This is a genomic window from Cupriavidus laharis, assembly GCF_914271435.1.
In the GTDB taxonomy this organism is placed as follows: domain Bacteria; phylum Pseudomonadota; class Gammaproteobacteria; order Burkholderiales; family Burkholderiaceae; genus Cupriavidus; species Cupriavidus laharis.
This window is the reverse complement of the sequence record NZ_CAJZAI010000014.1, coordinates 39,214-51,650: the sequence shown is the minus strand read 5'-3', so window position 1 is coordinate 51,650 and position 12,437 is coordinate 39,214. Positions and strand designations below refer to the sequence as shown.

General features: G+C 65.4%; 14 protein-coding genes and 1 pseudogene. 10 read left to right on the top strand and 5 right to left on the bottom strand.

From position 1 onward, the window contains the following. The first annotated feature begins 3 nt into the window (after positions 1–3). From LDO29_RS22445 to LDO29_RS22430, 4 genes are all read left to right on the top strand, one after another. Positions 4–282 carry a hypothetical protein gene (locus LDO29_RS22445; RefSeq protein ID WP_224081942.1) on the top strand — a complete coding sequence of 93 codons (279 nt, stop codon included), beginning with the start codon at positions 4–6 and terminating at the stop codon, positions 280–282. A 102-nt stretch (positions 283–384) separates the two neighbouring features. Then, positions 385–2,043 (top strand): ShlB/FhaC/HecB family hemolysin secretion/activation protein, encoded by a 1,659-nt coding sequence (locus LDO29_RS22440; protein WP_224081941.1) that lies wholly within the window; start codon positions 385–387, stop codon positions 2,041–2,043. Between the two features lie 70 nt (positions 2,044–2,113). Further along, complete coding sequence (locus tag LDO29_RS22435; protein WP_224081940.1) at positions 2,114–2,707, top strand: hypothetical protein; 594 nt, start codon at positions 2,114–2,116, stop codon at positions 2,705–2,707. 48 nt (positions 2,708–2,755) lie between these two features. Next, positions 2,756–3,544: a hypothetical protein gene (locus LDO29_RS22430; RefSeq protein WP_224081939.1), complete on the top strand. Its 789-nt coding sequence runs from the start codon at positions 2,756–2,758 to the stop codon at positions 3,542–3,544. 197 nt (positions 3,545–3,741) lie between these two features. Here the strand turns inward: LDO29_RS22430 and mdtD are convergent, their stop codons facing one another. Further along, complete coding sequence (mdtD, locus tag LDO29_RS22425; RefSeq protein ID WP_224081938.1) at positions 3,742–5,157, bottom strand: multidrug transporter subunit MdtD; 1,416 nt, start codon at positions 5,155–5,157, stop codon at positions 3,742–3,744. A 162-nt stretch (positions 5,158–5,319) separates the two neighbouring features. Between mdtD and LDO29_RS22420 the strand changes: the two genes are divergently transcribed. After that, entirely contained in the window at positions 5,320–6,186 is an 867-nt protein-coding gene (locus LDO29_RS22420; protein ID WP_224081988.1) for a LysR family transcriptional regulator, read from the top strand. On the opposite strand, the gene LDO29_RS22415 is transcribed toward LDO29_RS22420, so the two are convergent. Continuing rightward, positions 6,183–7,289: an AGE family epimerase/isomerase gene (locus LDO29_RS22415; protein ID WP_224081937.1), complete on the bottom strand. Its 1,107-nt coding sequence runs from the start codon at positions 7,287–7,289 to the stop codon at positions 6,183–6,185. The genes LDO29_RS22420 and LDO29_RS22415 overlap by 4 nt on opposite strands. 184 nt (positions 7,290–7,473) lie before the next feature. Here LDO29_RS22415 and LDO29_RS22410 point away from each other — a divergent pair, with 184 nt between their 5' ends. The 3 genes from LDO29_RS22410 (at position 7,474) to LDO29_RS22400 (ending at position 8,507) form a co-directional block, all read left to right on the top strand. Beyond that, a complete protein-coding gene (locus LDO29_RS22410; protein WP_224081936.1) occupies positions 7,474–7,722 on the top strand; it encodes a hypothetical protein in 249 nt (82 codons plus the stop codon). Between the two features lie 227 nt (positions 7,723–7,949). After that, positions 7,950–8,222, top strand: coding sequence for a hypothetical protein (locus LDO29_RS22405; RefSeq protein WP_224081935.1), 273 nt, complete (start codon positions 7,950–7,952; stop codon positions 8,220–8,222). Positions 8,223–8,234: 12 nt separating this feature from the next. Beyond that, on the top strand, positions 8,235–8,507 hold the full coding sequence (locus tag LDO29_RS22400; RefSeq protein WP_224081934.1) for a hypothetical protein: 273 nt from the start codon (positions 8,235–8,237) through the stop codon (positions 8,505–8,507). An 8-nt stretch (positions 8,508–8,515) separates the two neighbouring features. Here LDO29_RS22400 and LDO29_RS22395 read toward each other — a convergent pair whose 3' ends face one another. Beyond that, positions 8,516–10,150, bottom strand: coding sequence for an acyl-CoA synthetase (locus LDO29_RS22395; RefSeq protein ID WP_224081933.1), 1,635 nt, complete (start codon positions 10,148–10,150; stop codon positions 8,516–8,518). Between the two features lie 203 nt (positions 10,151–10,353). On the opposite strand from LDO29_RS22395, the gene LDO29_RS22390 reads away from it, so the two are divergent. Together LDO29_RS22390 and LDO29_RS22385 are read left to right on the top strand one after the other, a co-directional pair. After that, positions 10,354–11,052 (top strand): Crp/Fnr family transcriptional regulator, encoded by a 699-nt coding sequence (locus tag LDO29_RS22390; RefSeq protein WP_224081932.1) that lies wholly within the window; start codon positions 10,354–10,356, stop codon positions 11,050–11,052. A 104-nt stretch (positions 11,053–11,156) separates the two neighbouring features. Then, complete coding sequence (locus tag LDO29_RS22385) at positions 11,157–11,828, top strand: AraC family transcriptional regulator (protein ID WP_224081931.1); 672 nt, start codon at positions 11,157–11,159, stop codon at positions 11,826–11,828. Here LDO29_RS22385 and LDO29_RS22380 read toward each other — a convergent pair. Together LDO29_RS22380 and LDO29_RS22375 are read right to left on the bottom strand one after the other, a co-directional pair. After that, positions 11,803–12,020 (bottom strand): annotated as a pseudogene (locus LDO29_RS22380) (SAM-dependent methyltransferase); the annotation flags it as partial. The gene LDO29_RS22385 and the pseudogene LDO29_RS22380 sit on opposite strands and share 26 nt — an antisense overlap. 2 nt (positions 12,021–12,022) lie before the next feature. Beyond that, complete coding sequence (locus tag LDO29_RS22375; RefSeq protein ID WP_224081930.1) at positions 12,023–12,328, bottom strand: hypothetical protein; 306 nt, start codon at positions 12,326–12,328, stop codon at positions 12,023–12,025. Positions 12,329–12,437: the final 109 nt, after the last annotated feature.

The following is a 12,437-nucleotide window of genomic DNA, read 5'->3' as shown; positions in this document are numbered from 1 at the left end:
CGCATGAGCGAAATAGCGGATGCAATACGGAAGAATATTGATTCTTCGGCCTATGAGAAAGCCTATCTAATTGGGCATGATGCACTGCAAAAATCAGAGGAGGAACGTGAGGAGATTATCGCCGCACTGTGCGAGTTGACCGCACGCCTACGGGCTGACTGCATGGGTATGGCAGTGAAGAAAATGGACTCTGGTGCGACTTACGATTCGCTTGAAAGTTTATTGCGCAAGGTAAATGAACTAACCGGACAAGATATGTATGGTTTTTTCAAAACGCAGTGAACAAATCTGAACACCAGTTAAAAAGCATTTACAATGCAGATTTTCATTTTTGGCACGCGGTCTTTTTCGCGTGCCACCCTTGTTTTACCTGTTTTTCTGTCGTTGCCATCCCTGGCGGTAGCCCAGGCCCTGCCGTTCTTCCCGAACGTCACGCCGAACGACGCCATCGAACGCCGCCAGGAGCAGCAGCAGGAAGCGGCCAAGCAGCGCGCCATGGCCCGTCCGGACGTGCTCTCGCCCACCGCCGCCGAGCCCGCGCCGTCCGGCCCGCTGCTCCTGCCTACCGAGGCGCCCTGCTTTCCAATCCAGGCCGTGACGTGGGAGGGCGCCGAGGAATTCCCCTGGCTGCAGAGCGAGGTCGGCATCCTGGTCGGCCAGTGCGTCGGTAAGCAGGGACTGGAGGCGATCCAGGACTACTTCTCCGCGCGCCTGGTCAGCCAGGGCTATATGACCGCGCGCGTGCTGATCCCCGACCAGCACCTCGCCAGCGGCGAGCTGCGGCTGCGCGTCGTGGCCGGCCACATCACTGGCGTCCAGTCCGAGGGCACCGCCGGTTGGTGGCGCACCGCCCTGCCCACCGGTCCCGGCGGGCTGGTGAACCAGCGCGACGTAGACCAGGGCATGGAGAACATCCGCCGCCTGCAGGGCCAGGCCGACGCCAGCATCGACCTCGTGCCCGGCGAGACGCCCGGGGCCACCGACCTGGTGATCAAACGCGGCACCGGCAAGCGCTGGCACGCGCTCGTCACGGGTGACAACGGCGGCCTGGACAACACCGGCAAGTACCAGATGGGCGGCACGCTCACCGTGGACTCGCCGCTCTTCCTCTACGACAGCCTGACGATCTCCGGCAACGCCAATGCCAACGTCGGCAACGGTGCCGCCGGCACGCGCTCGTCGGCCATCAACTACAGCATCCCCTTCGGCTACTGGAATGCGTTCTTCAACGCCAACCAGTCGCGCTACAAGCAAACGGTCGCGGGCTTCGAGGAAGACATCGTCTATGGCGGGCGCAATACGCAGATCGAGGCGGGCCTCGGCTACGTGCCGTTCCGCAACGCGTCGGGCAAGACCAGTCTCTACGGCAAGGTGTTCCGCAAGACCGCGCACACCGCCATCAACGGCCAGGACATCCCGGTGCAATCCCGGGATTTTGTCGGCTACGAGGTCGGTGCAGCCCACCGCCAGTACTTCGGCGCGAACGTGCTCGATCTCGGCGTCGGCTGGCGCGCCTCGCTGCCCAGCCATTCGAAGGAACCGGGCTTCGTGCTGGGCGAGCCGAACTGGGATGGCAAGTCCGAGATCCTGCTGGCCAATGCCGGGCTGATGGTGCCGTTCCAGGTGAGCGGCCAGCGCCTGCGCTACCAGGGCAGCGTGCGTGCCCAGTATGCCCGCACGCGCGTCCTTCCGTCCGACTACTTCACCATCGGCAACCGCTACTCGGTGCGGGGCTTTGACGAGCAGCTGACGCTCGCCGCCGAAAACGGCATCACGATGCGCAACGACCTCGCATGGCAGCTCGGCAATTCCGGCCAGGAGGCCTTCGTCGGCTTCGACATGGGCCATGTGAGCGGCCCGTCCGCCGCGTTCCTGGTGGGCCAGACCCTGATTGGTGCCGTGATAGGGGCACGCGGACGCTGGGCAGCAAGCCGCTACGCCGCCCTGACCTATGAGGTCACCCTCGGCTGGCCGGTCAGGAAGCCGGAGTTCTTCCGCACCCACTCGCCCAACATCGCCGCCCAGGTCGGCCTCGAATTCTGATCGCCCCCGCCCCGCTCGCCTCGCGCGAGTCCCACCAACCTTGGTTCCAACAACCTTGAGGAGAAATCGAATGAAAAAGAACCTGCTGCTGGCCGCGATGCTCGGGGCCGTCCTGGCCTTGTCCGGCTGCGGTGGCGGCGGTGATGACAACGCCTCGGGCAGCACCCAGGCCGGCAACAACACGAGCGCGCCGCCCAGCACCAGCGGCCAACCTCCTGCCGCCGACGACAAGGCGACTCAGCCCGAGCCCGTGAAGCTTTTCACGGTGACCTACAAGACGGCCACGGGGGAAACCGGGACCTTCACCAGCCGGCCCGTCGAGGAAGACCAAGGATTCACCGTCCTGTACGGCGAATCGCAGGTGATCGAGATCCACGTCGGACAGCGACTGATGCTGACCGGCAGCGAGAAGCTGGGCTGGACTCGCGTCAAGAACGACAGCCAGGCCCTCTTCCAGTACTCGACCACCCCCGACCTGATCGACGGCATCGACTGCAGCCCGGGCTCCCACCACTCCTGCGTCGGCACGGTCTACACCATGGAGCATTACCTCTGGCCTGGCGTCACCAGCGGTCGCACCACCTATATCGCCATCCCCGAGGGCCGCAGCGGCGGCGGTGCGATCCAGACGCACCTGGCGGTCGAGGTGCGCGTCGTTCCCTGAAGACAAGTAAGATCCGCGCGGTACCAACACCGCGCGGCCTCGAACCCTATGCAGCCCGAACTCGACAAGATCCTGCGCTATCTCGGCAACTGCGAGCCGTTCTACCCTGGCTCGATCCGGAACAAACTCGAACGAAGTGCCAAACGCGTATCAAGGGCGTTGCTCTGGATCGGAGGCGCTTGCTTCCTTGCGGCACTACTGCTCACAGGCTGGAATAAATTCATTGGACCGGTACCTGATTTCCTACGTCTCGCTGCAATCCTGCTATTGCTTGCAAGCGTCATATGCACCTTGTTCAGCTTCGTGATCGAGCCAACGGTATTTCTCCTTCGCATACGGCGTTGGAAGGAAGATGCACGAGATGCCACCCTGCATGAGCTTGCGACGGATCACCGTCATATCACTCCTCTCTTGGGGTATGGGGAGGACGCGCTGCAATTCGCAAAGCATTGGCTCCTAACCAAGATCGGCCGCATCGATGGGCGCATCACACAGTTCTTCGGAAAGGAAACTGCGCTCTTCTCTCAGTTCGGTATCGCCTATGCCATCCTCAAGGAAGGCGGAGGCCTGCCTTGGCTGAGCAGCACGGTGGCTCATGGACTGGTCGAAGGGAACTACGTGAACACTGCTATCCTTTGGGCACTCGCCTTTGTCTTTGGGTTGTCACTGGGCGCGATCTGGCTCCGAGCGGTTCAAGGCCTTAGCAAGTACCAACTCGAACTGGTGGACCTCGCACTGAAGCAAAAGCAATTGCTCGCAGCAAGACAAGATCCAAGGGAAGGCCTCGCAAAGCGCAGTCGTCATGCGCGCTGGCAATCTCATCGGTTCTATCGTTAATCACACCCTGTGATTTCGCGCACCCGCTCGCGACATGACAATTGCCCTGTTCCGAAGCGTCGCTCAGACAGCCTCAATGTCATGGAATTGCTGCGGCAGACGTGGGGGAACATGAGGTGGAATCGTTGGGGAGTGGCGAGTTGGATCTGCGGCCCATCCTTTTGCCCCGTGGAAAACTACCAGTTTGCCGGCGCTATCTAGACCTCCTTATGGGCCGCTAGCCGGCCCTCCGCAGGCCGCGCTTCGTGCGGGGCGAACTGCATGAAAATCCACGCGGAGGCCGCTGTAATAAGGCCCATGCAGACGAAGGTCGCTTGGAACGCGTGCAGGATTTCGGTGGACTCGGAGCCAAGCCCACGCTCGAACGTCGTGAGCAGCGCCCCCGCACTGGTGACGGCCAAGCTGGCAGAGAGCATCTGCACCATCGAGAACAGGCTGTTGCCGCTGCCCGCATCCTCCAGGCTCAGGCCCTTGAGCGTGACGCTGTTCATCGCCGCGAACTGCATCGAGTTGGTCGCGCCGAACAATGCGAGCTGCGCGATGGATAGCGCCAACGGCCACCCTGGCGACATCGCCCCGAACGACGCGATCGAAGCCCCGACCAGCGCGGTGTTGACCAGCAGGAAGTTGTCATAGCCGAAGCGCGCCACAAGCGGCACGATCCAGCGCTTGGACAGCGCGCCCGCAAGCGCCGCGGGCAGCAACATCAGCCCCGCGTGGAACGGCGAATAGCCGAGCTGCAGTTGCATCAGCAACGGCAGCAGGAACGGCACCGCGCCGGAGCCGATGCGGCAGACGAGATTGCCGGCCAGCCCCACGCTGAAATTGGGTTCGCGAAACAGCGCCAGCCGGAATAACGGCGCGCGGCTGCGGCGTGCATGCGGGATATACAGCAGCGCGGCGGCGACGCTGACCGCGGCAAGCCCTGCGCTCCAGCCCGCGTGGCTCGCCTGTAGCGGGGCATCCAGCGCGAGCGAGAATGCCACCATGCACAGCGACAGCAGCCCGCAGCCCACCCAGTCGAACGGCGGCGCGCCGTTGCTGTCACCGCCCGGCAGGTAGCGCCGCACGGCCAGCAGGCCAACGACGCCCACGGGCACGTTGATCAGGAAGATCCAGTGCCAGGAAACATGCTGCACCAGCCAGCCGCCCAGGACAGGCCCGAAGATCGGCCCCACCTGCCCCGCCACCGAGACAAAGGCCAGCGCGGCGATGTACTGCCCGCTCGACACATTGCGCAGTACCGCCAGCCGCCCGATCGGCAATAGCATGGAGCCGCCCACGCCCTGCACGACCCGCGCCGCCACCAGCTCCGGCAACGTCTGCGCGCCGGCGCAGAACAACGATCCGAGCACGAAGATCAGGATGGCGCAGAAGTAGACCCGACGCGTGCCGAAGCGGTCAGCCAGCCAGCCCGATGCGGGGGTCAGCATGGCCATGGTCAGCGTGTACGCCACCACCACGGGTTGCAGGTCCAGCGGCTTGCGTCCGAGGCTGTGCGCCATCGACGGCAGTGCGGTATTGACGATGGTGGTATCGAGCGTCTGCATGAAGAAACCGGCAGCGACGATCCACAACATAGCCTTGAGGGAGGAAGGGGAAGCTTGGCTCATGGGGCGTGGGACTATCCTTGGCACGGCATGCAGCCAAGGCAGGATTTCGTCCGCAGAGCCTTGGCGGCCAGGCCATGGAACCGATCATAGCCCCTGGCAACCGATCGGGAACCCTGCTAGGCATATTGACTGTCATCGGATTTACCGATGACAATATTCCCCATGCTCAACCCAGTCTGGATTCAAACCTTCGCCACCGTGGCAGCCGCGCGCAGCTTCTCCGAGGCAGGCCGGCAGCTTGGCCTGTCGCAGTCGAGCGTCAGCGACCATATCCGACGGCTGGAGCAGAGCGTCGGGCGCCGCCTGTTCATCCGCGACACGCATTCGTTGTCGATGACCCCCGACGGCGAAGCCCTGCTGGTCCACGCGCGGCTCATCCTGGAAGCGATTGCGCGCGCGGAATCGCAGTTCACCGCGCCACGGTTGCGTGGGCGTGTCAGGCTCGGCACCTCGGAGGATCTGGCGCAGGGGCCGCTGTCAGGCGTGCTGTCGGCGTTCCGCAATACGCATCCCGACGTGGAGATGGAGATCACCATCGCCATGACCAGCAAGCTGTACGAATTGATGGACGCGGGCTCGCTGGACTTGATGCTCGGCAAGCGCCGCCAGGGCGACCGCCGCGGCGTGCCGCTGTTCCGCGGCTCGCTGGAATGGCTCGCACGTCCCGGCACTGTGGTGGACCTGTCCCAGCCGCTGCCGCTGATCCTGGTGCATGAGCCAAGCGTGACGCGCTCGGTCGTGCTGGATACGCTGGCCAAGGCCGGCTGCCAATGGCAAGTCGTCTGCAGTAGCAGCAGCCATTCCGGATGCCTTGCTGCCGCACGCGGCGGCCTTGGCCTGACGGTACGGTCACGCTACCTGTACGGCGAAGGCGTGGCACCACCGCTCAACTGGGAGCGCCTGCCGGCGCTGCCCGAAGTCGAATTCATTTCGCTGTCGGCACGCCGGTTGAGCCAGCCGGCCGAAACACTGCTGCGCCTGCTGCAGAAGAGCGATCTGCGCGCCGCAAGCAGCTGGACGGCTGGCTAATTCCCCGCCAGCTCCGTCAGCGCCGCGTAGGCCGTAGCCAGGTGGTATGGCGAGGTAGAAGGCATTTCAGCCCGCACCACTTCGCCCGATGGCGCAAGGCATTCGTGCCAGCCACCCGCATGCAGGAAGCGGCTGCGGTACTGGCGCAGCTGCGCTTCCAGCGCCGCCAGCGATTCGGAGGTTCCGTGCACGGCCAGCGCGCGTGCGAATTCCGTCTGGGCCCAGATACGCTCCGTGCCGTCGAGCACGTTGCCGTCCGCATCGAGCGCGGCACTGACGCCCAGCGTGCCGGGGACCACGCCATGCGCCTGAGCGAAAACGAACGCATGCTCCAGCGACGCGCCGAGCGGCCCCCCCTCGAACAGCGAGGGATTGCCCGCTACCAGCGAAAACCACTCGAACTGATGACCAGGCTCGATGCGATTGCCGTCGGTGCCCTGCGGCAGCTCGGCAATGCAGCCGTTGGCCGGGTCGACGAACCGGTCCTGTACGGCCGCGGCAATCTCGCGCAGGCGCTGGGCATACCAATCATCGCCGGTCGCGTCGAGCGCCGCGAGGTAGGCCTCCGTGAGGTGCATGATCGGGTTCTGCTGCACGCCCGCACCCTTGTCCTTGAAGAACTCAGAAAGCGCCGCGTGATACAGGCCGGCGCCATCGGCAAAGCGTTGCTCGACCACCTCGCGCGTTTCCTGCAGCACGGCCAGCGCGTCCTCGTTGCCACCGCAGGCGTAATAGTGCGCGCATGCAAAAATCACGAAGGCGTGCGTATAGAGGTCGCGCGTGGAATCCAGCGGCATGCCGGCAGGGTCGACGCTGTAGATCCAGCCGCCATCACCGTTGCTGAAGTAGGCCTGCAGGGATCCGAACAAGGTATCGGCATGGTCTAGCCTGCCCGCCACGGAGAACACGTAGAGCTGGCGCGCACAGGCCATGGCCCGGTAGCGCATCGGCGGCAGGGCATTCCCGGTGGCACCGTCCAGTGCCTCATAGGGCAGCAGCAGGTCGGTATTCCAGCCGTTGCCGGTCCAGTGCGGCAGGATGGCGGTGTCATAGTGTGCGCGCAGCGACGCAACCAGTTCGGCGAGTTGAGGCGAGATGGGCATGCGGTTCAGGGAAAGCGGGCGCCACCGGGCGCCGACGCGCAGAAGATACTGGAAACGGCGCGGCGACGGAAGATGCACAGTGCGCCACGCCTCGTGCAGCGGGTGGAATCCCGGCTGGAATCCCGACTGGAATTGGCACCGCGCAATTGGTAGCATCTAGTCGTCGCCGTTCCGGGAGACTGTTATGTCGACTCTGCCCCTGACCCTCGCCGACAGCCACCGCACCCTCGTGCTACATGTCCTGGAAGATCCGCCGGGCCTCTACACCTGGCGCATCGTGATGGAAGAGCACTGCGGCGCCGCCGACGCTGACTGCACCATCGAAGCCACCTCCTCCTACCCCTCGGAGGCCGAAGCGGAAGCCGCCTGCTGGGCGGCAGGCAACTACATGCTTGACGGGCCACGCGCGGCCGGAGAAGTGCGCGCCTCGTGACCTGAGGCGTTCGGCGACTTTGCTTCGCCGGGTGCATCGCCTAACCTGAAACCGTTGGCAGTGGCAACGCGGGCGGCTTTTTTGTCCGCGCTTCCTCCGGCCGCCCCGGATATAGCGGGGCATATGCCACTTGCCTGAAATATTCCTGGCCTTAACTACCTTACTACCGCGTATGCCGGCCCCGTGCACGCATGATGCGCCCGACGGCAACGCTGCAGGAGTTCGCTATGGAAAAGCCGGTCGTCAGTCCCCAGCGCTTCGTCGAGTTGATGAACGAGCGCCTGGCCAAGCACCCTCTGTTCCAGGAGGGCATGCACGTATATGCCATTCCGCAGCACACCGACCATCCGCGCAGCCTGGTCTGCGTGGGGCCGCGCGGCACAGCGGGCGTCTGTGCCACGATCGAGAACATCGTGCGCGGCGAATGCGATGTGTTCCCCGATATCTCGCAGGAGTGGCACAGGCCCGGCGCGCCGCAGCACGGTGCCAGCCTGCGCTGAACCTTAGCAGCCATGCCCAGCGGATCACACGAGCACAGCGACAGCTATCGCGGCTACCGCATCCACATCGCGGCCTTGCGCTACGGTGGCCAGCACGACGGCTGGTGGACGCTGCGCGCGCGTATCTGGCAGCAAGGCCACGCCCTGCCCGACCTGTATCCCGACAGTGGCGTGCGCTTTGCCTGTGCCGCCGACGCCAGCCGTGCGGGGCTGGCGTGGGGCCGCGAGATCATCGACAGGCTGATTGCCAGCCGACAGGCCGCTGAAGAAGCCTCCCTCCCCTGAACACCTCTTCAGACGTCGATCGCCGAATCCGACTTGACCTTGCGGCGCAGCTCGAACTTCTGGATCTTGCCCGTCGAGGTCTTGGGCAGCGGACCGAAATACACCGCCTTGGGTACCTTGAAACCCGCCAGCAGCGTGCGGCAATGCGCCATCAGTTCCTCGGCGGTGGCATGGGCGCCGTCCTTCAGCTCCACGAACGCGCATGGCGTCTCACCCCACTTGGCGTCCGGCTGCGCCACCACGGCCGCGGCCAGCACGGCCGGATGGCGATAGAGCGCGTCCTCCACCTCCACGCTTGAGATGTTCTCGCCACCGGAGATGATGATGTCCTTGCTGCGGTCCTTGATCTTGATGTAGCCGTCCGGCATGCGCACGCCCAGGTCACCGGTGTGGAACCAGCCGCCCGCAAAGGCCTCGCGCGTGGCCTTCTCGTTCTTCAAGTAGCCCTTCATGCAGATGTTGCCGCGGAACATGATCTCGCCGATGGTCTCGCCGTCGGCCGGCACCTGTTGCATCGAATCGGGATCGAGCACCGTCACGCCCGACTGCAGGTGATAGCGCACGCCCTGCCGCGCCTTCTTCACGGCACGCTCCTCCTGCGACAGGCTGCTCCACTCGTCCTGCTCCGCGCATACCGCTGCGGGACCGTAGACCTCGGTGAGGCCATACACGTGGGTCAGCTCGAAACCCATCGCTTCCATCTGCGCGAGCACCGCGGCCGGCGGCGGCGCACCGGCAACCATACCGCGCACCGGGCCACGCAGGCCTTCGCGCCACGAAGGCGGCGCGTTAACGAGCGCGGTGTGCACGATGGGGGCCGCGCAATAGTGGGTCACGCCTTCGTCGCGCATCAGGTCGAACACCAGGCGCGGCTCGAACTTGCGCAGGCAGACGTTCACGCCCGCACGCGCGGCAACGGTCCACGGGAAGCACCAGCCGTTGCAATGGAACATCGGCAGCGTCCATAGATAGACCGGATGCTTGGGCAAGTCCCACTCGAGGATGTTCGAGATTGCATTCATGGCCGCGCCGCGGTGGTGGTACACCACGCCCTTGGGGTCGCCGGTGGTGCCCGACGTGTAGTTCAGCGCAATGGCGTCCCACTCGTCATCAGGCATCTTCCACGCATAGTCGGGATCGCCCGAGGCCAGGAACGACTCGTAGTCGGTATCGCCAAAGCGCTCGGCCGGCGGGCCCAGCGCGTCTTCCACGGCGATCACCTTCAGGCCGGGGATTTCCAGCGACATCTGGCGTGCCAGGTCGGCGAACTCGGTATCGGCCAGCAACACGCGCGCCTCGCCATGGCGCAGCATGAACACCAGGTTGGCGGCGTCCAGGCGGATGTTGAGCGCGTTCAGCACCGCGCCGGCCATCGGCACCCCAAAGTGCGCCTCCACCATGGCCGGTGTATTGGGCAGCAACGCCGCCACGGTATCTCCCTTGCCGACGCCGGCGCGCGCCAGGGCGCTGGCCAGGCGGCGCGCACGCGCATAGGTGTCGCGCCAGTTCTGCCGTACCGGCCCGTGCACGATGGCAAGCTTGTCGCCATACACCTCGGCGGCGCGGACCAGGAAATCCATCGGGGTGATCGGCACGAAATTGGCCGCGTTGCGGCCCAGGCCGCTGTCGAAATCTGTGGGCATTGCTTGTGTCTCCGCTGAACTCTTTTGCACTGGGGCGCTGTTACTTTTTCGTGCACAAGGCTATCATCGCACACGCCCGTGCTCTGTCGCCCGGATGACAAACTTCCCGGAAACCCGCGCCAGGCAAGGCTTACAGGTTTCTTACAAGACCAGCGCAATGGCCTCGCAGGGCCGGTTTGCCTGACTGTCCAACCTGTCCCGCCATGACCGCGCCCGACCTTTCCCCGCCCGCTTCGCCGCTGGCAGGCCATGCCTGGTTCGACGCACTCGCGCCCGAACACCAGGCGCTGGCCGCGCGCGCCACGGTGCTTCAAGAATTCGCCGCCGGCGCCTTCATCGCCCGGCGCGGGGAGCCATCACGCGACTGGATCGGCGTCGACAGCGGGCTGATCAAGCTCGCCGTCTATACCCCGGACGGCCGTGGCTGCACGTTCTCCGGCGTGCCTGCGGGTGGCTGGTGCGGCGAGGGCAGCGTGATCAAGCGCGAGCTGCGCCGCTACGACGTGATCGCCATCCGCGATTCGCGCGTGCTGCTGGTGCCGGAGCCCGTGTTCAATACCTTGCTCGCGCAGAGCCTGCCCTTTTCGAGTTTCGTGGTCACGCAGCTCAACGAGCGCATGGGGCAGTTCATTGCCACTGTGCAGAACGACCGCCTGCTGAGCGCCGATGCGCGCGTGGCACAGGCCATCGCACAACTATTCCATCCGTCGCTGTATCCACGCACGAGTCCCGTACTGGAGCTGTCGCAGGAGGAAATCGGCCTGCTCACCGGCCTGTCGCGCCAGCGGGTCAACCAGGCGTTGCGGCGGCTGGCTGATGAAGGCCTGGTCCACCTGGCGTACCAGACGATCCGCGTGACCGACCTGCCACGGCTGCGTCACTTCGGGCTGTCCGAGCTGTAGCCCGCCGGCGAAATGCCCCTTCGGCGACATCGGCGACCGTTGCGCCGGCCGCAGAATGCTGCGACAGTAACCGGCCGCGCGCCCGCGCTTTAGCCAACGCCCGCATGCCTCTCGTCAGCAGCACCCCCGTCCGCATCACCCGCCTGCGTTTCCCATTCGCCGTGCGCGTGGAAGCCCAGCAGGGCGCGGCCCGGCTGCGCGACGCCAACGCACGGCGCGACGTGCGGCCTGGCGATCCCTTCGTGGTTCCGGCATTTGCGCACTTTGACTGCGAATTGCAGGCCGCGCCGGGCCAGGCCTGCACCATCACGCTGGAGGCCGTGCCGGACGCGGTCTGCCCGCGCATGAATGCCATCCAGCACGACAAGCACTGGTCCCGCACGCTCGCGCGGCTGGTCTTCGAACACCCGGCCGTCCACTGGAATGCCGCGCGGCTGGGCGAACGGTGGCAGGTCGCCCAGCGCCTGGTCCGTGCGCGCCTGTTCGCCGAAGGCGAGGCGCTGCACCCGCTTGTGCGCGAGCAACGCGCGGCGCGGGCGTTCTATATGCTGGCGCTGCCCCAGGCACAGCCTGACCTGTCACCCGCGCGGCTGGAGCTGCTTGCCACCCAGTCCGGCCTGCGCTCCGCGGCGGCGTTCGCCAGTGCGTGCGCCAACCTGTTTGGCGTGGAGCCGGCGCAACTGCTACCGGGCAGGCACGATAGCCGACGCCCCGACACGCCAGCCTGGACCGGGTGGCCCGCCGCCGCTGCGGCCTGGCTTCGTACACCAGGTTGAACGGCGTCTGCGTGGCGCGCCGGAACTGCCGGAAGCCACCGCGCGCCACCACGTCGCGGATGCGCGCTTCGCCGGCCTGCGCCCCGAGGCACATGGCCCCTTCTGCACGCGCGAGGCGGGCGTGCAGATGAACGTCGATGCCGAGTAGAAGATCCGGCCCACCGGGTTGAGGTTCTGTTCCAGCGCATCGTTGATCAGATAACGCGGTAGATTTCCCAACGCGCAGTGCCGGACACCACGAACGGCTCCAGGTCGCGCCCCCACTGTGCATGGGCCGGAAGCTGCGCGAGTTGTTGCCAGGCCCGGTCCAGCTCGGTCAGGTCGGCCACCTCCCAGTCGTGGACGACGGTAGCTTCCAGCGCGCCGATCGATCCGGTCAGCAGCCTGCCGCAATGCATGCCGACCTGCGGCGCAATCTCCTGCGCCCACTGCTGCAGGCGGCTGATCACCTCCTGCTTGTGCCCGAAACGGGCATCAATCTGCCATCTGGCGATCAGCATGATGTCTCTCCAGGTGAAGTCACGCCGCCGTGGCGACGCGCGATTCCGTGTGCTACCTTTTTTGCAGGCCACACCGGGCGGTGCCGCGCGGCTGGCCGGTGAACCCTCC